Source organism: Streptomyces sp. NPDC054849 (assembly GCF_053610945.1).
Map to the genome: position 1 here is coordinate 55,993 of NZ_JBSGZI010000026.1, position 18,816 is coordinate 74,808.

At 69.3% G+C, this 18,816-nt stretch carries 17 protein-coding genes; 8 read left to right on the top strand and 9 right to left on the bottom strand.

All coding sequences use genetic code 11. The features are described 5' to 3' along the window. Positions 1-44 precede the first annotated feature (44 nt). The 3 genes from ACWGIF_RS14650 to ACWGIF_RS14660 form a co-directional block, all read right to left on the bottom strand. Positions 45-1,313, bottom strand: a complete 1,269-nt coding sequence (locus ACWGIF_RS14650) for an MFS transporter (RefSeq protein WP_453496297.1) — start codon at positions 1,311-1,313, stop codon at positions 45-47. Between the two features lie 105 nt (positions 1,314-1,418). Next, entirely contained in the window at positions 1,419-2,501 is a 1,083-nt protein-coding gene (locus ACWGIF_RS14655) for an inositol-3-phosphate synthase (RefSeq protein ID WP_453496300.1), read from the bottom strand. Between the two features lie 49 nt (positions 2,502-2,550). Then, a complete protein-coding gene (locus tag ACWGIF_RS14660; protein WP_453496303.1) occupies positions 2,551-3,153 on the bottom strand; it encodes a helix-turn-helix transcriptional regulator in 603 nt (200 codons plus the stop codon). A 274-nt stretch (positions 3,154-3,427) separates the two neighbouring features. Between ACWGIF_RS14660 and ACWGIF_RS14665 the strand changes: the two genes are divergently transcribed. Both ACWGIF_RS14665 and ACWGIF_RS14670 read left to right on the top strand, forming a co-directional pair. Continuing rightward, positions 3,428-6,037, top strand: coding sequence for a transglycosylase domain-containing protein (locus ACWGIF_RS14665; RefSeq protein ID WP_453496305.1), 2,610 nt, complete (start codon positions 3,428-3,430; stop codon positions 6,035-6,037). Positions 6,038-6,130: 93 nt separating this feature from the next. Next, entirely contained in the window at positions 6,131-7,591 is a 1,461-nt protein-coding gene (locus ACWGIF_RS14670) for a glycosyltransferase family 87 protein (protein WP_453496308.1), read from the top strand. Positions 7,592-7,619: 28 nt separating this feature from the next. On the opposite strand, the gene ACWGIF_RS14675 is transcribed toward ACWGIF_RS14670, so the two are convergent. From ACWGIF_RS14675 to ACWGIF_RS14685, 3 genes are all read right to left on the bottom strand, one after another. Further along, a complete protein-coding gene (locus tag ACWGIF_RS14675; RefSeq protein ID WP_453496311.1) occupies positions 7,620-8,651 on the bottom strand; it encodes an alanine racemase in 1,032 nt (343 codons plus the stop codon). A 78-nt stretch (positions 8,652-8,729) separates the two neighbouring features. Next, positions 8,730-9,848 (bottom strand): lipid II:glycine glycyltransferase FemX, encoded by a 1,119-nt coding sequence (locus ACWGIF_RS14680; RefSeq protein WP_453496314.1) that lies wholly within the window; start codon positions 9,846-9,848, stop codon positions 8,730-8,732. Between the two features lie 142 nt (positions 9,849-9,990). Beyond that, the gene (locus ACWGIF_RS14685; RefSeq protein ID WP_453496317.1) at positions 9,991-10,296 is read right to left on the bottom strand and encodes a hypothetical protein; all 306 of its coding nucleotides are present in this window, start codon (positions 10,294-10,296) and stop codon (positions 9,991-9,993) included. A 249-nt stretch (positions 10,297-10,545) separates the two neighbouring features. On the opposite strand from ACWGIF_RS14685, the gene rpsF reads away from it, so the two are divergent. The 4 genes from rpsF to rplI all read left to right on the top strand — a co-directional run bounded on the left by rpsF (position 10,546) and on the right by rplI (position 12,251). Next, positions 10,546-10,836 carry a 30S ribosomal protein S6 gene (gene rpsF / locus ACWGIF_RS14690; RefSeq protein ID WP_004950685.1) on the top strand — a complete coding sequence of 97 codons (291 nt, stop codon included), beginning with the start codon at positions 10,546-10,548 and terminating at the stop codon, positions 10,834-10,836. Between the two features lie 72 nt (positions 10,837-10,908). Beyond that, complete coding sequence (locus ACWGIF_RS14695; RefSeq protein WP_453496319.1) at positions 10,909-11,505, top strand: single-stranded DNA-binding protein; 597 nt, start codon at positions 10,909-10,911, stop codon at positions 11,503-11,505. Positions 11,506-11,549: 44 nt separating this feature from the next. Then, complete coding sequence (gene rpsR, locus ACWGIF_RS14700) at positions 11,550-11,786, top strand: 30S ribosomal protein S18 (RefSeq protein WP_003956534.1); 237 nt, start codon at positions 11,550-11,552, stop codon at positions 11,784-11,786. Between the two features lie 18 nt (positions 11,787-11,804). After that, the gene (gene rplI, locus ACWGIF_RS14705) at positions 11,805-12,251 is read left to right on the top strand and encodes a 50S ribosomal protein L9 (RefSeq protein ID WP_453496322.1); all 447 of its coding nucleotides are present in this window, start codon (positions 11,805-11,807) and stop codon (positions 12,249-12,251) included. Between the two features lie 171 nt (positions 12,252-12,422). Here rplI and ACWGIF_RS14710 read toward each other — a convergent pair whose 3' ends face one another. Continuing rightward, positions 12,423-13,760: an MATE family efflux transporter gene (locus ACWGIF_RS14710; RefSeq protein ID WP_453496324.1), complete on the bottom strand. Its 1,338-nt coding sequence runs from the start codon at positions 13,758-13,760 to the stop codon at positions 12,423-12,425. A gap of 452 nt (positions 13,761-14,212) precedes the next feature. Between ACWGIF_RS14710 and dnaB the strand changes: the two genes are divergently transcribed. Both dnaB and ACWGIF_RS14720 read left to right on the top strand, forming a co-directional pair. Beyond that, positions 14,213-15,676, top strand: coding sequence for a replicative DNA helicase (gene dnaB / locus ACWGIF_RS14715; protein ID WP_326593694.1), 1,464 nt, complete (start codon positions 14,213-14,215; stop codon positions 15,674-15,676). 9 nt (positions 15,677-15,685) lie between these two features. Continuing rightward, on the top strand, positions 15,686-17,071 hold the full coding sequence (locus ACWGIF_RS14720; protein ID WP_453496327.1) for a serine hydrolase domain-containing protein: 1,386 nt from the start codon (positions 15,686-15,688) through the stop codon (positions 17,069-17,071). A gap of 51 nt (positions 17,072-17,122) precedes the next feature. Here ACWGIF_RS14720 and ACWGIF_RS14725 read toward each other — a convergent pair whose 3' ends face one another. Together ACWGIF_RS14725 and ACWGIF_RS14730 are read right to left on the bottom strand one after the other, a co-directional pair. Further along, complete coding sequence (locus tag ACWGIF_RS14725; RefSeq protein WP_453496330.1) at positions 17,123-18,298, bottom strand: winged helix DNA-binding domain-containing protein; 1,176 nt, start codon at positions 18,296-18,298, stop codon at positions 17,123-17,125. Positions 18,299-18,354: 56 nt separating this feature from the next. Further along, positions 18,355-18,816, bottom strand: a complete 462-nt coding sequence (locus ACWGIF_RS14730) for an N-acetyltransferase family protein (protein ID WP_453496333.1) — start codon at positions 18,814-18,816, stop codon at positions 18,355-18,357.

The window sequence follows — 18,816 nt, forward strand, 5'->3', positions numbered from 1 at the left end:
GTTTCACGTGAAACATCGACCCCGCGGCCTTTCGCGGCGATGTTTCACGTGAAACGTCGCCCGTGACGCGACAGCAGCACCGCGGTCACGGCGTAGAGGGCGGCCACTCCGACGATGAGGACCGCAGAGCGCCCGTCGGCGGGCAGCATCAGGGAGGCCACCGCCGCCGCGCCGACGAAGGCGACGTTGAAGAGCACGTCGTACACGGAGAAGACGCGGCCGCGGTAGTCGTCGTCCACCCGGAACTGCACTTCCGTATCCGTGGCGATCTTGGCGCCCTGGGTGGCGAGACCCAGGACGAAGGCGGCGGCCAGCATCGGGCCGGGGGTGAAGGACAGGCCCAGGGCCGGGACCAGGACCGCAGCCCCCGCGGAGCAGGCGGTGATCCAGCCGAGGGTGCCCAGCCGGCCCACGAGCCAGGGGGTCACGACGGCGGCGGCGAAGAACCCGGCCCCGGAGGCACCGACCGCCACGCCCAGCAGAGCCAGCCCGTCGGACTCGTTGTCCGACCAGGCGTAGCGGCAGAGCATCAGCAGCATGACGAACAGGGCCCCGTAGCAGAACCGCATCATGGTCATCGCGGTGAGCGCCCGGGCCGCCTCACGCCGGTGGGCGAGATGCCTGAGACCGTCGGCCATGCCCCGCACGGTGAGCGCGACCCCTTCGGCGACCGAGGGGTGTGCCCGGCCGGCGGGATGATCGGGCCCGAGGAGGCCGATGGCCAGGCGCAGGGAGACGAGGGCGGCGCACAGATACAGCCCGGCCCCGAGCAGGACGACGAGGGCGTTGGAGCCGGAGGCCAGCAGCCGGACGAGGAAGGCCAGCCCTCCACCGGCGACCGCCGCGAGGGTTCCGGCGGTAGGGGAGAGCGCGTTGGCGGTGACCAGCTGATCGGACCCCACTACGTGGGGCAGCGAGGCGGCCAGCCCGGCCAGCACGAAACGGTTCACGGCGGTCACGGAGAGGGCTGATGCGTAGAACAGCCAGTCGGGGACCTGGGCGACGATCAGCACCCCGGTGACACAGGCGAGGAAGGCCCGCAGCAGGTTGCCGTAGAGGAAGACCTGGCGGCGGCGCCAGCGGTCGAGCAGCACACCGGCGAAGGGGCCGATGACCGAGTAGGGCAGGAGCAGAACCGCCATGGCGGAGGCGATCGCTTCCGGCGAGGTCTGCTTCTCCGGGGAGAAGATGACGTAGGTGGCGAGTGCGACCTGGTAGACGCCGTCCGCCGCCTGGGAGAGCAGCCGTACGGCGAGCAGGTTGCGGAAGTCCCTCAGGCGCAGGAGTACGCGCAGATCACGTACGACAGGCATGAGGGCAAGGGTCACATACGCGGAGGGTCCCCGGGCACATTGCCCGGGGACCCTCCGCGGAAGAACAGCCGAAGTCCAGGTGTCCACAGGACCCTTGGGGTTCGACTAGCGCTCGACCTCGCCCTTGATGAACTTCTCGACGTTGGCGTAGGCCTCGTCGTCGAAGTACTGCACCGGCGGGGACTTCATGAAGTAGCTGGACGCCGACAGGATCGGGCCGCCGACACCGCGGTCCTTGGCGATCTTCGCGGCGCGCAGGGCATCGATGATGACACCGGCGGAGTTCGGGGAGTCCCACACCTCGAGCTTGTACTCGAGGTTCAGCGGGACATCGCCGAAGGCGCGACCCTCGAGGCGGACGTAGGCCCACTTGCGGTCGTCGAGCCACGCGACGTAGTCGGACGGGCCGATGTGGACGTTCTTCTCGCCGAGCTCACGGTCGGGGATCTGCGAGGTGACGGCCTGCGTCTTGGAGATCTTCTTCGACTCGAGGCGGTCGCGCTCGAGCATGTTCTTGAAGTCCATGTTGCCGCCGACGTTGAGCTGCATGGTGCGCTCAAGACGGACACCGCGGTCCTCGAACAGCTTCGCCATCACGCGGTGCGTGATGGTCGCGCCGACCTGGGACTTGATGTCGTCGCCGACGATCGGGACACCGGCCTCGGTGAACTTGTCAGCCCACTCCTTGGTGCCGGCGATGAAGACCGGGAGGGCGTTGACGAAGGCGACCTTGGCGTCGATGGCGCACTGGGCGTAGAACTTCGCCGCTTCCTCGGAACCGACGGGGAGGTAGCAGATCAGAACGTCGACCTCACGGTCCTTGAGGACCTTGACGACGTCGACCGGAGCCTCGGCGGACTCCTCGATCGTCATGCGGTAGTACTTGCCCAGACCGTCCAGAGTGTGGCCGCGCTGAACGGTCACCCCGGCGTTCGGGACGTCGCAGATCTTGATGGTGTTGTTCTCGCTGGCGCCGATGGCGTCCGAAAGGTCGAGGCCGACCTTCTTCGCGTCGACGTCGAACGCGGCGACGAACTCGATGTCACTCACGTGGTAGTCGCCGAACTGGACGTGCATCAGACCGGGGACCTTGGCCGCCGGGTCGGCGTCCTTGTAGTACTCGACGCCCTGCACCAGCGAGGCGGCGCAGTTGCCTACGCCGACGATGGCTACGCGAACCGAACCCATTCCGGTTGCTCCCTGTTTGTTCTCGGACGAGGTCTGCGAGATGCAGGCCTCATTTTTCAGTTTCGTCGGACGGGCCGGATCGTCTCCGATCCCGTCCCGCCCGCTCACTCTCGATGAGCTCGTTCAGCCAGCGCACTTCGCGCTCCACGGACTCCATGCCGTGCCGCTGCAGCTCGAGCGTGTAGTCGTCGAGGCGCTCCCGTGTTCGGGCGAGTGAGGCGCGCATCTTCTCCAGGCGCTCCTCCAGCCGGCTGCGGCGGCCCTCCAGTACCCGCATGCGCACTTCTCGTTCGGTCTGACCGAAGAAGGCGAAGCGGGCGGCGAAGGACTCGTCCTCCCAGGTGTCGGGGCCCGTGTGGGAGAGGAGCTCTTCGAAGTGCTCCTTACCCGCGGCCGTCAACCGGTAGACGATCTTGGCGCGGCGCCCTGCGAGTGAAGCGGCGAGAGCGTCTTCCGGGGCATTGCCCGGCTCTTCTATCAACCAGCCGTTTGCGACCAGCGTCTTGAGGCAGGGGTAGAGCGTCCCGTAGCTGAAGGCCCTGAACACCCCCAGCGAGGTGTTGAGCCGCTTGCGCAGCTCGTAGCCGTGCATGGGGGATTCGCGCAGCAGGCCGAGGACGGCGAACTCGAGGATGCCTGAGCGTCTGCTCATCCGCCCGCCTCTCCTCCGCCCCTGAGTCTTTATACCGAGCTGATGTATCGGCTCGATACATCCAGACGATAGAACGGGCTGCCCTGATCGACAAGTGGCGACGTGGTGACCGGCGTCACATCCTCAATTCACGCGAGGCGGGTTGCCTGATTTGGGGTGAACTTCGGCACTGGGCTGGTTTTGAGCCTGCGTAGTCTGTGGGCCATGACACCGGGGGAACCGGAATTCATCTGCCGCTTCCAGGCCACTCGCCTGCCCGAGGAGTAGTCGTTCGATGAGCGAGCACCGCCGCAAACCGCCGCAGCCCCAGGGTGGTGGGCGCGCCTCCGCCCGCCGCGCCGCCCAGCAGCGCCCCGACAGGGGCGCCCCGGACGGACGCGTCCCCACCGCGTCGCCCAGCGGGCCGTACGCCCAGCCGCCGGGCCAGGGCAGTCGCGCCGAGGCCCGCAGGGCCGCCCAGAGAGGGTCCTCCGCCGGCCGCGGAAGAGGAACCGGAACCGCCGCGCGCGGCGCCGGACGCCCGGACAAGCGGCTCATCAACTACCCGCGGTCCGACAGGGACGGCTGGAAGCGTTTCGTGCCGTCCTGGAAGTTCGTCTCCGGCACGGCTCTGGGCTTCTTCGCGGTCCTCGTCGCGGGCACCGGCATCGGCATCGCCATGGTGAACACGCCCGACCCGAACAAGGCCGCCAAGGCGCAGAACAACGTCTTCTACTGGGCCGACGGCACCCAGATGGTGGCGACGGGCGGTTCGATGAACCGGCAGATCGTGCCCATCTCGAGCATCCCCCGGTCCATGAGGGACGCCGTGATCGCGGCGGAGAACGAGTCCTTCGAGACGGACAAGGGCGTGGACCCGATGGGCATCGCCCGCGCCGTGTGGAACATGGCCACGGGCGGCTCCACCCAGGGCGGCTCGACCATCACCCAGCAGTACGTGAAGAACACCTACCTGGACTCCGACCAGACGCTCAAGCGCAAGGTCACCGAGCTCTTCATCGCGTTGAGGCTGGGCGTCTCCGAGGAGAAGGACAAGGTCCTCGCGGGGTACCTGAACACCGCCTACTACGGGCGGGACGCCTACGGCATCCAGGCCGCGGCCCGTGCCTACTTCGGCAAGGACAGCCAGGAGCTGAACCCCGCCGAGTGCGCCTTCCTGGCCTCCGTGCTGAAGGGCCCCAACCTCTACAACCCGGACGGCGGCATCGGCGCGGCGGCGACCCCGGAGCTCAACGAACAGCGGGCCAGGAAGCGCTGGGCCTGGGTGCTGGACCGCGAGGTCGAGGTCGGCCGGATGGAGAAGGCCGAGCGGGCGAAGTACACGGACGCGCAGTTCCCCCCGCGCGTCGAGTCCGAGCAGGCCCGCGGCATGACCGGTCAGATCGGCTACCTGGTCGACACGGCCAAGGCGTACGTGATGAAGACCGCAGACGTCTCCGTCGAGCAGATGGCCCTGGGCGGCTACCGGATCAAGACCACGTTCGATAAGTCGAAGGTGGACGCCCTCGCCAAGGCGGTCGAGGAAACCCGGGACGGGTTCATCGACGAGAAGAAGCGCCCCGACACGGACACCTTCGTGCAGTTCGGCGCGGCCTCCGTGGACGTGAAGAGCGGGGCGCTCGTGGCCCTGTACGGCGGTCCTGGCTGGGACCGGAAGCACTTCAGCAACAACGCCAACACCAGCGGTGTCCCGGTCGGCTCGACGTGGAAGCCGTACGTGCTGGCGGCGGCGATGGAGTACGGCACCCAGAACTCCAACGGCAAGGGCCTCTCACCCGACAGCAAGTACCAGGCCAACGACCTCACAGTGATCAACAACCGTGAGGGCCAGCCACTGCGCGACGGCTCCGGCAACCCGTTCAGGCAGAAGAACGAGAGCCCCACCCCCTTCGGGTACGTGACCCTCAACGAGGCGATGGAGAAGTCCATCAACGTCCCGTTCGCCCAGCTCGTCTTCGACGTCGGCCACAACAAGGTCCGGGAGGTGGCCGAGTCCACCGGCCTCCTCAAGGAGTCGCTGAACCCGAACAACGACGCCTCCTTCGCCCTGGGAACCTCGACGCCCAGCGCCATCCGGATGGCCGACTCGTACGCGACCTTCGCCGCCTCCGGCACCCACCGCGAGCCGTACTCCGTGATGCAGGTCGAGAAGGACGGCCAGAAGCTGCCCGGCTTCGAGGCGCCGGCGGACCAGCGCGCCATGGACGACTCCATCGCGGACAACATCACCAAGGTCCTGCAGAACGTGGTCCAGAACGGCACCGCGACCAAGGTCAAGAAACTGGGCAGGCCGGCCGCCGGCAAGACCGGTACCACGGACGAGAACAAGTCGGCGTGGTTCGTCGGCTACACGCCGGAGCTGTCCACCTCGGTGGTGCTCTTCCGCAGCGACCCCAACTCGGCGGACCGGAAGCTGATCTCCATGAAGGGCGTGGGCGACATCCCCTCGATCCACGGTGGTGACATCCCGGCCGTCATCTGGACCGAGTACATGCGCGAAGCGCTCAAGGGCGCACCGGTCAAGGACTTCCCGGAGCCCGAGGAGATCGGCGTCGTCGCCGATTCCGCCGGTGCCCCCTCACCGACCCCCTCGGCCGTCGTCCCGCCGTCCCCCTCCCCGTCGACCCTCCCGCCGAGCTCCCCGCCGCCGTCGCCGAGCCCGTCCAAGGGCGGCAAGCCGTCCTGCAAGCCGTGGGGGCTGTACTGCGACCCGGACGACAGCACGGGCGGGACCACCGACGGAGGCACGGACGGCGGCAGCACTTCGGGGATCATCGCCGGCACCACCGGCGGATCCAGCGGATCGCCGTCTCCGACGAGCACCGTCAGACCGGGCCGGCCGGGCGGCACCACCAGCTCGTTCGACGACTTCGAGACCGAGTGAGCCGCCCCACCGCCGCGTGAGTCCAGGAAGGCCGTCACACCCGCCGTGTGACGGCCTTCCCCCATGTCCGGGCCCGTACGGCAGGATGAGCCCATGACGAAGGTGCACGAGGACCGCCCCGTACTGCCCACGCAGCAGGACGAGGTCGCCGCAGCGGGCAGTGAGTTCATCGGCGGCCCGCTCGGCCGCTATGCACGGCTGGGCGGGCACTGGCTGGGGCCGGTCCGCATCGTGGCGCTCCTCGCCATCGGCATGTTCGCGCTCGGCATGGTGCAGAAGCTGCCGTGCTACGACTGGGCGTGGTTCCGGGGAGCGGGCTCGCAGTACACCCACGCCTGCTACTCCGACATCCCGCACCTGTACGCGGTACGCGGTTTCGCCGACAACCTCACGCCCTATTTGGACCGCCTCCCCGGGGACATGGAGTTCCTGGAGTACCCGGTGCTCACCGGGCTCTTCATGGAGATCGCCTCCTGGCTGACCCCGGGCAGCGGTTCCATGCAGCACCGCGAACAGATGTACTGGATGGTCAATGCGGGGATGTTGATGGCCTGCGCGGCGGTCATCGCCGTGTGCGTCGCCCGCACCCACCGCCGCCGGCCCTGGGACGCCCTGCTCTTCGCCCTCGCGCCCGCCTTCGCCCTCACGGCCACGATCAACTGGGACCTGCTGGCCATCGCCCTGACCGCCGCCGGAATGCTCATGTGGTCCCGCAGGCAGACGGTCCTCTTCGGCGTCTTCATCGGCCTGGCCACCGCGGCCAAGCTCTATCCCGTCCTGCTGCTCGGGGTGCTGTTCGTGCTCTGCTGGCGGGCGGGGAAGTGGCGCGAATTCGGCTTGGCCGCCTTCGGCGCGGCCCAGGCCTGGTTCACGGTCAACCTGCCCGTCATGCTCTTCGCCTGGGAAGGCTGGACGAAGTTCTACACCTTCAGCCAGGAGCGGCCCATCGACTTCGGCTCCGTGTGGCTGCTGATCTCCCAGCGCTCGGGCAACCCCCTCGACGGCGCCAACACGTACGCGACGGGTCTGACGCTCCTGTTGTGCGGGGCCATCGGGCTGCTCACCCTGACCGCCCCGCGCCGCCCCCGGTTCGCTCAGCTGGCCTTCCTGGTCGTCGCCGCCTTCATCCTGTGCAACAAGGTCTACTCGCCGCAGTACGTGCTGTGGCTCATCCCGCTCGCCGCGCTGGCCCGGCCGCGCTGGCGGGACTTCCTCATCTGGCAGGCCGGCGAGGTCGTCTACTTCTTCGGAATCTGGTTCTACCTGGCCTACACGACCAGCGGGGACAAGCACCAGGGCCTGCCCGTGGAGGGCTACCAGCTGGCGATCGCCGCGCACCTGCTGGCGACCCTGTACCTCTGCGCGGTCATCGTCCGCGACATCCTGATGCCCGAGCGGGACGTCGTACGGCGGGACGGCTCGGACGACCCTTCCGGTGGGGTCCTGGACGGGGCCGAGGACGTCTTCGTGCTCTCCGACGCCGCGAGGGCGCCGCGGTACGCGGCGCCCTCGGACGGACAGCGGGTCGACTGGGGCGCGGGCCCCAAGGACTGACCGGGGCCCTCGGGACCGACCGGGCGGCTCAGGCGTCGAGCACCCGGTCGAACTGCGTGGTGGTGTGCCGCAGGTGCGCGACGAGCTCGTCGCCGACCTTCGGCTCGGTCGCGTCCGAGGGCACGAACAGGATCGACACCTGCATGTGCGGCGGCTCCGCGAACCAGCGCTGCTTGCCCGCCCACACGAACGGCGACAGGTTTCGGTTGACCGTGGCCAGGCCCGCCCGGGCGACGCCCTTGGCACGCGGCATCACGCCGTGGAGCGCCTTGGGGGCCTCCAGGCCTACCCCGTGTGAGGTACCGCCGGCGACCACGACCAGCCAGCCGTCGGACGCGGCCTTCTGCTGGCGGTAGCCGAACCGGTCGCCCTTGGCCACGCGCGTGACGTCGAGGACCGCCCCGCGGTACTCGGTCGCCTCGTGGTCGCCCAGCCACAGCCGGGTGCCGATGCGCGCCCGGAAACGGGTCTGCGGGAACTGCTGCTGGAGTCGCGCCAGCTCCTCCGCCCGCAGATGGCTGACGAACATCGTGTGCAGCGGCAGACGGGCCGCGCGCAGCCGGTCCATCCAGCCGATGACCTCCTCGACGGCGTCCGAGCCGTCCGGGCGGTCCAGGGGCAGGTGCAGGGCGAAGCCCTCCAGCCGGACGTCCTCGATGGCCCCGTGCAGCTGGCCCAGATCCTGCTCGGAGATTCCGTGGCGGCGCATCGAGCTCATGCACTCGATGACCATACGGGCCCCGACCAGGCTGCGGACCCCGTCCAGGGAGGACACCGAGCGGATGACCCGGTCCGGCAGCGGCACCGGCTCCTCGCCCCGCCGGAACGGGGTGAGGACGAGCAGGTCGCCGCCGAACCAGTCCTTGATGCTCGCGGCCTCGTACGTCGTCCCGACGGCGAGCACGTCGGCGCCCATCCGGGTCGCCTCCTCGCACAGCCGCTCGTGGCCGAAGCCGTAGCCGTTGCCCTTGCAGACCGGGATCATTCCGGGGAACTGGTCCTGGATCTGCTTCTGGTGCGCACGCCAGCGCGCGGTGTCGACGTAGAGCGTGAGCGCCATGCCCGTCCGGAACCTCTCCTGAGAAGCTGCCTGGTGCAGCGGTGCTGTGTGTGTGGATGGGGCGGGGTGGAGACTGGGTCAGCGGCGCGACATGTAGATGTCGAGCGCCTTGTGGAGCACCTTGTTGAGCGGGAAGTCCCACTCGCCGACGTACTCCACGGCCTCGCCGCCCGTGCCGACCTTGAACTGGATGAGACCGAACAGGTGGTCGTTCTCGTCCAGCGTGTCAGAGATGCCGCGCAGGTCGTAGACGCTGGCGCCGAGCGCGTACGAGTCGCGCAGCATGCGCCACTGCATCGCGTTCGAGGGCCGCACCTCGCGCTTGTGGTTGGCGGAGGCGCCGTACGAGTACCAGACGTGCTGGCCGACGGTGAGCATCGTGGCGGCGGCCAGCGGCTCCCCCTCGTGCGTCGCGATGTAGAGGCGCATCCGGTTGGGGTCCTCGGAGTTGAGGGCCGTCCACTGGCGCTGGAAGTAGCTGAGCGGGCGCGGGCGGAACTTGTCGCGCTCGGCCGTGATCTCGTACAGGTGCTGCCAGGTCGGCAGGTCGTCGTAGCCGCCCTGGACGACCTCGACGCCGGCCTTCTCGGCCTTCTTGATGTTGCGGCGCCACAGCTGGTTGAAGCCCTTGAGGACGTCGTCCAGCGAGCGGTTGGCCAGGGGCACCTGGAAGACGTAGCGGGGCTGGACGTCGCCGAAGCCGGCGCCGCCGTCCTCGGCCTGCTGCCAGCCCATACGGCGCAGCTTGTCGGACACCTCGAAGGCGCGGGGCTCGATGACCGAGGCCTCCACGTCGCGCAGGCGCTTCACGTTCGGGTCCTGGATGCCGGCCTTGATGGCCGTCGAGTTCCAGCGGCGGATGACGACGGGCGGGCCCATCTTCACGGTGAAGGCGCCCTGCTGCTTGAGGTGCGCCAGCATCGGCTGGAGCCACTCCTCCAGGTTCGGGGCGTACCAGTTGATGACCGGGCCCTCGGGGAGGTACGCGAGGTACCGCTTCACCTTGGGCAGCTGCCGGTACAACACGAGGGCCGCGCCGACGAGTTCCTCGGACTCGTTGAACCATCCGAGATTCTCGGAACGCCACTCGTTCTTCACGTCGGCCCACGCCGGGACCTGGCAGTGGCTCGCCGAGGGCAGGCTCTGGAGGTAACCCAGATGCTGCTCTCGGCTGATGGTCCTCAGGGACAGGCTCATGCGGGGCGTCTCCTCCGGCGGCTTCGCTGGCTATGGCGCGAAGCCTACTGCGACAGGGGCGCCACCCATCTGGGGGACAGGCCGGAGGCCCGGGCCGGTGCGGTGCCGGCGCCCTGTCGCGGAGGTGTCCCGCTGAGCCCGGTCAGCCGCCGAAGAGACCGCCGTGGAACATGCCGATGAAGAAGCCGATGGCAGATGCGCCAAGGCCGATGATCAGCGCGAAGCGCTCGCGTGTCGTGACGGAGACGAACTGTCCGTACGCGCCGGTCAGGATGCCGATCAGCCCCGCCCATGAGGTGAGCAGGTGCAGGCCGTGGAAGAAGGCCGTGACGAACGCCACGGCGCCGAGGACCAGGGTGACCGCCATCAGGGTGTCCTGCAGCGGGTGGGGCTTGCCATCGGTCGCGAGGAGCGAGATGGAGGGCTGGGACCGTATTGCCTGTGCCATCGGAAGGCACCTCCTGGCTGAAGCAGAGCGGTGCTGCGGGCCGCTTCCGGCAGGCGCCGAAGGCATAGCACCGAGCACACCCGATGGATACAGATTGTGGCCCTCTCCTGCCGGATTTCAACCGGAAGGAGTCGAGGAGGTAGTCTGTACAGCTGCGCGGTGTCTGCTATCGGACACCGTGCGCACGCATCACGACCCTCCTGCCACGGAACGACCGTGGCCGCTGAGTCCAAAGGAGGTGGGTTCCACATGCGTCACTACGAAGTGATGGTCATCCTCGACCCCGATCTCGAGGAGCGCGCTGTCTCCCCGCTGATCGAGAACTTCCTTTCTGTCGTCCGTGAGGGCAACGGAAAGGTCGAGAAGGTCGACACCTGGGGCCGTCGTCGTCTCGCTTACGAGATCAAGAAGAAGCCCGAGGGCATCTACTCGGTCATCGACCTTCAGGCCGAGCCTGCGGTCGTCAAGGAGCTTGACCGACAGATGAACCTGAACGAGTCGGTTCTCCGGACCAAGGTCCTTCGCCCCGAGACCCACTGAACTTCGGTTCAGCGGTAATCGGGACCGAGTAGCACAGCAGCCCAGCAGCAATCCCCGCCGAGAGGTTCATCCATGGCAGGCGAGACCGTCATCACGGTCGTCGGCAATCTCGTCGACGACCCCGAGCTGCGCTTCACCCCCTCGGGTGCGGCGGTCGCGAAGTTCCGTGTCGCGTCCACCCCCCGCACCTTCGACCGTCAGACCAATGAGTGGAAGGACGGCGAGAGCCTGTTCCTGACCTGCTCGGTGTGGCGGCAGGCGGCGGAGAACGTCGCCGAGTCCCTTCAGCGAGGCATGCGCGTCATCGTGCAGGGCCGGCTGAGGCAGCGGTCGTACGAGGACCGTGAGGGTGTCAAGCGCACGGTCTACGAGCTGGACGTCGAGGAAGTCGGCCCCAGCCTGAAGAACGCCACGGCCAAGGTCACCAAGACCACGGGTCGCGGTGGCCAGGGTGGATATGGCGGCGGCGGTCAGCCGCAGGGTGGCGGCGGCGGCAACTGGGGCGGAGCCCCCGGTGCCGGTGCCCCGCAGGGCGGCGGAGCTCCCTCCGACGACCCGTGGTCGTCCAGCGCGCCGGCCGGTGGCCAGCAGCAGGGCGGCGGCGGGGGCGGTTGGGGCGGAAGCTCCGGCGGCTCCGGCGGTGGCTACTCGGACGAGCCGCCCTTCTAGGGCCGGCTCGCATCCCCACTTCTTGATCACACAGGAGAGACACAATGGCGAAGCCGCCTGTGCGCAAGCCTAAGAAGAAGGTCTGCGCGTTCTGCAAGGACAAGACCGTGTACGTGGACTACAAGGACACGAACATGCTGCGGAAGTTCATTTCCGACCGCGGCAAGATCCGTGCCCGCCGCGTTACCGGCAACTGCACGCAGCACCAGCGTGACGTCGCCACGGCCGTGAAGAACAGCCGTGAGATGGCGCTGCTGCCCTACACGTCCACCGCGCGATAAGGAAAGGGTGACCGACTAATGAAGATCATCCTGACCCACGAGGTCTCTGGCCTCGGCACCGCCGGCGATGTCGTCGACGTGAAGGACGGTTACGCTCGCAACTACCTGGTCCCGCGTGGTTTCGCGATCCGCTGGACCAAGGGTGGCGAGAAGGACGTGGCGCAGATCCGCCGCGCCCGCAAGATCCACGAGATCGCGACCATCGAGCAGGCCAATGAGGTCAAGGCCAAGCTCGAGGGCGTGAAGGTCCGTCTGGCCACCCGTGCGGGTGACGCCGGTCGTCTCTTCGGCTCCGTGACCCCGGCCGACATCGCCACGGCGATCGAGGCTTCCGGTGGCCCGAAGGTCGACAAGCGCCGCGTCGAGCTGGGCTCCCCGATCAAGACCCTCGGTTCGTACCAGGTCTCCGTGCGTCTGCACGCCGACGTGGCCGCGAACGTGGGCGTCGAGGTCGTCGCCGCCTAAGGGCAGCAACACGAAGGGCCGCACCCTCCGGGGTGCGGCCCTTCGTCGTTCCCCGAGACCGGAGACCTGGGGCGGAGAGATGGTGACAGGGACGGCGGCGGTGTTTCACGTGAAACACCGATGGCCCCGGCAGCGGCTCGGCGATGTTTCACGTGAAACATCACCGCCGTTTCAGCGGGTGGCTCCCGTGATCACCCATCGGCCCGAGCGGGCGCGCAGCTGGAGGGTGACCATCCGGACCAGCATCATCAGCGTCATGGCCCACCAGAGCGTCGTCAGGCCGCCGCCCACGATCGGCACGAGAAGCGCTGCCGGGGTGAACGCGGCGAGGGTCACGAGCATGGCCCGGGCAAGGTAGGGGCCGTCGCCCGCGCCCATCAGAACGCCGTCGAGTACGAAGACGATGCCGGAGACGGGCTGGGAGAGTGCCACGACCAGCAGGGCGGGCAGCAGGGCGGATTCGACCGCCGGATCGCCGGTGAACAGCGGGATGAACACCGGTCGGGCCAGGACGACCAGCAGCCCGAGCACGATGCCCGAGACGATGCCCCACTGCACCATGCGGCGGCAGACGGCTTTGGCGCCCTCGCCGTCACCCGCGCCCAGGTAGCGGCCGATGATCGCCTGCCCGGCGATCGCAAGGGCGTCCAAGGCGAAGGCGAGCAGGCTCCACAGGGCGAGCAGGATCTGGTGGGCGGCGACGTCGGCGTCGCCGAGCCGTGCGGCCACGGCGGTCGCGATCATGAGGATGGCGCGCAGGGACAGGGTGCGGACCAGGAGGGGTGCACCGGCTTGGGCGCAGGCCCGGATCCCCGCGGCGTCGGGTCGTAGGGAGGCGCTGTGCCGTCGGGCTCCGCGGACGACCACGAAGAGGTAGGCGGCGGCCATGGTGCACTGGGCGATGACCGTCCCCCAGGCGGAGCCGGCGATGCCGAGGCCCGCCCCGTAGACGAGGGCGGCGTTCAGGCCTGCATTGAGGGCGAAGCCGCCGACGGCGACGTAGAGCGGAGTCCGGGTGTCCTGGAGGCCTCGGATGACCCCGGTGGCGGCCAGGACCATGAGCATGGCCGGGATGCCGATGGCGGAGATCCGGAGATAGGTGATCGCGTACGGCGCGACGGTCTCGGAGGCTCCGAAGAGGGAGATCAGCCAGGGCGCCGAGGGCAGTACCACGGCGATGACGGCGACACCGAGCAGGAGGGCGAGCCAGATGCCGTCCATGCCCTGCCGGATGGCCGCCTGCAGGTCGCCCGCACCGACCCGGCGGGAGACGGCCGCAGTGGTGGCGTAGGCGAGGAAGACGAAGACGCTGACGGCGGTGGTGAGGAGAGCGGCGGCGATGCCGAGGCCGGCCAGCTGGGGGGTGCCGAGGTGCCCCACGATGGCGCTGTCGGTCAGCACGAAGAGGGGCTCGGCGACGAGGGCGCCGAAGGCGGGGACAGCGAGAGTGAAGATCTCTCGGTCGTGCCGTCTCCGCCCCGCCTTGGGTTCTGCCAGAGCCTGAGTCATGCGCTCAATCTAGTCTTCCACAGGTAACAGATGCAAGGCCACTTGGGTCCTTACCGTGGCGTTGACTTGGACGTTCCTCACACCTCATTGGAGGCGATCTCGAGACGGTGGCCGAGAATTTTCTCCTCCACTGCGCCTGAATGGACAAAGTGCAGGTCAGGTGGGGTGACGGGGTGGGGTAGGTGATTTTGTCCACAGCGTCGTCCCCCGGTCCGTGCACAGCTTCCGGCGAGTTACCCACAGCATTGGCGCCGTCATCCACACCTCATCCACACAGCCTGTGGATAACAAGATTGGCTGACGCCGCTCCCGGCCCTACCGTGGTGCGTTGCCCGACTCCCCACCGGCGGATTCGGGTGCCCCATATGTCAGAGCCGTGTCGTAGAAAGACTGACACGGCGAGGTCCGCGTTGCGGACGGGAGGAGGCGGCCCGGTGAGCATGCCCGAGCCCATGGACGACCCCTGGGCCGACAGCGGTCCAGGTGACCGTCTGCCCGCCCGCTCGCGCCGTAACAGCGAAGGCCGCGGCCGCGGGGACGAACAGCACGACCGGGGCCGCGAGGGCGGCTCCTGGGACGGCGGCGGCGGCGGCTTCGAGCGCGTCCCCCCGCAGGACCTCGACGCCGAGCAGTCGGTGCTCGGCGGCATGCTGCTCTCGAAGGACGCGATCGCCGACGTCGTGGAGGTCCTCAAGGGCCACGACTTCTACCGGCCCTCGCACGAAACGATCTACCAGGCCATCCTCGACCTGTACGCCAAGGGGGAGCCGGCCGACCCCATCACCGTCGGCGCCGAGCTGACCCGGCGCGGCGAGATCAGCAAGGTGGGCGGGGCCTCGTACCTGCACACCCTGGTCCAGTCCGTGCCCACGGCGGCAAACGCCGAGTACTACGCGGAGATCGTTCACGAGAGAGCCGTCCTGCGCCGCCTGGTCGCCGCCGGTACGAAGATCACACAGATGGGCTACGCGGCCGACGGTGACGTCGACGAGATCGTCAACAGCGCCCAGGCCGAGATCTACGCCGTCACCGAGCAGCGGACCTCAGAGGACTACCTGCCGCTCGGCGACATCATGGAGGGCGCCCTCGACGAGATCGAGGCGATCGGTTCCCGCAGCGGACAGATGTCGGGTGTTCCCACCGGCTTCACAGACCTGGACTCGCTGACCAACGGCCTGCACCCCGGCCAGATGATCGTCATCGCGGCCCGTCCCGCGATGGGCAAGTCCACCCTCGCGCTGGACTTCGCTCGCGCCTGCTCCATCAAGAGCAACCTGCCGAGCGTGATCTTCTCCCTCGAAATGGGGCGCAACGAGATCGCCATGCGCCTGCTCTCGGCGGAGGCGCGCGTGGCGCTGCACCACATGCGCTCGGGCACGATGACGGACGACGACTGGACCCGGCTGGCCCGCCGGATGCCGGACGTCTCCGCCGCCCCGCTCTACATCGACGACTCCCCCAACCTGTCGATGATGGAGATCCGGGCCAAGTGCCGTCGGCTCAAGCAGCGCAACGACCTCTCGCTCGTGGTCATCGACTACCTCCAGCTGATGCAGTCGGGCGGATCGCGCCGTCCCGAAAGCCGCCAGCAGGAGGTCTCGGACATGTCCCGAAACCTCAAACTGCTGGCGAAGGAGCTCGAGGTCCCCGTGATCGCGCTCTCCCAGCTGAACCGTGGTCCGGAGCAGCGCACCGACAAGAAGCCGATGGTCTCCGACCTGCGTGAGTCGGGCTCGATCGAGCAGGACGCGGACATGGTGATCCTGCTGCACCGCGAGGACGCGTATGAGAAGGAGTCCCCCCGCGCCGGCGAGGCGGACCTGATCGTGGCCAAGCACCGTAACGGCCCCACGGCCACGATCACGGTGGCCTTCCAGGGTCACTATTCGCGCTTCGTGGACATGGCCAACACGTAGCATCCGATCATGGATGACCTTTCTGAGGACCTGGAACTTCTCCCTGCCACCCGGCGTGCGCTGAGGCACCGGATCGCCGTCGCGCAGAGCGAAGGGCGGGCGCCCTCCGTGGTGGCTGCCGTCCTGCGGGGCGGCGAGGTGGTCTGGGAGGGCTCCCGGACTTCGGTGGAGGGCCACGGCCCGGACGGGAACGTTCAGTACCGGATCGGGTCGATCACCAAGACCTTCACCGCTGTTCTGGTGATGCGGCTCAGGGACGAGGGCCTGCTCGGGCTTGCCGATCCGCTGGAGAAGCACCTGCCGGGGACCGGTGCCGGTGAGACGACGATCGCCCAACTGCTGTCTCACACCGGCGGTCTGGCTGCGGAGACGCCCGGCGCATGGTGGGAGCGCACCCCCGGTGCTCTGCGGCCGGAGCTCGCCGACGTCCTGGGGGATGAGCCGTTCCGGCACACGCCGGGGAGCAGGCACCACTATTCCAACCCGGGTTACACGCTGCTGGGTTCGCTGGTCGAAGCGCTGCGCGGGAAGCCGTGGGAAGAGGTGCTGAAGGCCGAGGTGCTGGAGCCGCTCGGGCTGGACCGGACGAGCGGGTCGCCGCAGGCCCCGCACGCGGGCGGCTGGGCGGTGCACCCGTGGGCGGACCTGATGATGCCCGAGCCTCTGGAGGACCTGGGGCTGATGGCCCCGGCCGGTCAGCTGTGGTCCACGACCCGGGACTTGGCGCGGTTCGCGGACTTCCTGCTGCGGGGGGACGATCGGGTGCTGGGCGCGGATTCCGTACGGGAGATGCGCACCTCGGCCGCGCCCCCGGAGCCGGGATTGGCCGAGAGCGGATACGGGCTCGGGATGCAGCTGACGGCCCAGGGCGAACGCCGGCTGGTGGGGCACAGCGGATCACTGCCCGGGTTCGTTGCGGGGCTGTGGCTGAGCGAGGCGGACGACGTGGCGGCGGTGGTTCTGGCGAACTGCACCTCGGGGCTGCCGGTTTCGACGGTGGCCGCGGACCTGGTGGCGCTCGTCGCGGAGGCCGAGCCGCGCTTCCCGCAGCCGTGGCGGCCGTTCACGGAGGCCGACCAGGTGCCGCTGGAAGTGTGCGGGCCCTGGTACTGGGGGACCTCGGCCCAACTGGTGCGGCTGAAGGCGGACGGATCGCTGGAGCTGGGACCGGTGGGCGCGACCGGACGTTCCGCGCGCTTCCGGGCGGAGCCGGACGGCACCTGGACGGGCCTGTCCGGCTACTACGCAGGCGAGACGCTGCGGGCGGTGCGCCGCGAGGACGGCTCGGTGAGCCATCTCGACCTGGCGTCCTTCGTGTTCACCAGGGAGCCGTACGACGCCCAGGCACCGGTGCCCGGCGGGGTGGACCCGCAGGGCTGGCGGGGCATCGGCTGACGTCCCGGGTGCGCGTCCGGGCCAGGACCGGGCTCCGGCCCCGGCGCCGGCTCAGGTGACGAGCTCACGCTCGAGCGGGGTGCGGAACCGCGGGGTGATGCGGGCGCCGCCCACCCACGAGGCGAGCCGGGCGGCCTCGGCGGTGATCGCCTCCTCGGCTGCGGCGCCGGGGGTGCCCAGCAGTCGCCAGACGATCTCGCCGTCGGAGCGCTGGGCCCAGCCGCCGACGATCTCGCCGTTCCACCACACGGTGGGGCCGATGTTGCCGGCGTAGTCGAAGAGGGCGGCCCTGTGGGTGGGGTCGAGCTGGAAACCGCGGTCGGCCCAGCCCATACCGGTGGGGTCGAGGGCGGGCAGCAGCGCCGCCCAGGGCTCGGGGGCCGGTTCGGGGCCCGTGTCCCCGGGGATGACGAGGGCGGTGCCGCCGTCTTCGAGGCGGACCTGGTCGGGGCCCACGGCGGCCAGGGCCTTGCGGACGTCCGTGAGGGTCCAGCCGGTCCACCACTTGAGGTCGGCCTCCGTCGCCGGGCCGTACGCATGCAGCCAGCGGCGGGCGATCTCCGCGCGCGCCTCGGCCGCGGGTACGGTCGGCCAGGGTTCGGTGTGGACCCAGCGGTACTGGCTGGAGGTCCAGGATCCGCGCGGCCGGTCGCGGCGGATCCGGCCGTCGGCGGCCAGCAGGCGGATGACACGGGTGGCGACACCGGTCTGCGTCTCGTACTTCTTGCCCCGGCCGATGGTGATCTTCTGGCGCAGGGCGGGCACGGCGGTGGACAACTGGCTGCCGGTGGTGGGGCCGAGGGCGTCGAGGGCGTCGAGTGCGGCGGCCTCCACCCGGGCCAGCCACGCGGCGTCGAGTCCCTGCCCGTCCTCGTCGAGGTGCTTGAGGAAGGTGCGGCGCTCCTTGGCGGCGATCGCCCGGGCCGTCGAGGCGTCGACGTACGGGGCGAGTTCCGCGGAGACCGCGAAGAGCGTATTGCGCATGCTGAGCAGCCGCACGAGGCTGACGTCCTCGTAGAGCGCCTGCTCGATCGTGCTCGGGCCGCCCTCGCCGAGTCGGGCACGCGCCGAGAGGAAGACGGTTGCGGCATCGGTGGCGTGCAGGGCGACGATGGAATCCGCCGCCTCCGCAACCGTCGCGGCGCGGGCCGAGGGGGCCAGGCGGTGACGTCGGCCGAGCCGGTGGCGGCGCTCCGCCGTGCTGACGAGGGGGAGGCTGGGGTTCATCCTCCCGATCGTAGGCCGGGCCGCCGACACGGGGCCCGGCCTCTCGGCGCGGCCGGTCAGAGCTGCAGCTTGAACCCGACGTGGGAGGGAGTGAACCCGAGCCGTTCGTAGAAGCGGTGGGCGTCGGTCCGGGTCACGTCCGAGGTCAGCTGGACCAGCGAGCACGCCTCGGCGCGGGACTTCTCCACCGCCCACTCGATGAAGCGGGTGCCCAGGCCGCTTCCGCGCTCGTCCGCGTGGACGCGGACGCCCTCGATGATCGAACGGGTGGCCCCCTTGCGGGAGAGGCCCGGGACGATGGTCAGCTGGAGGGTGCCCACGACGCGGTCCGCGCGGACGGCGACGACCAGGTGCTGGTGCGGATCGCCGGTCAGGCGCGCCAGGGCCGCGAGGTACGGGGTGAGGTCCTCCGGGGACTCGCGGGTGGCGCCGAGCGGATCATCGGCCAGCATGGCGACGATGGCGGGCAGGTCGGCCTCGGTGGCGGGCCGGATGGCCACATCGGAAGTGTCGGTCAC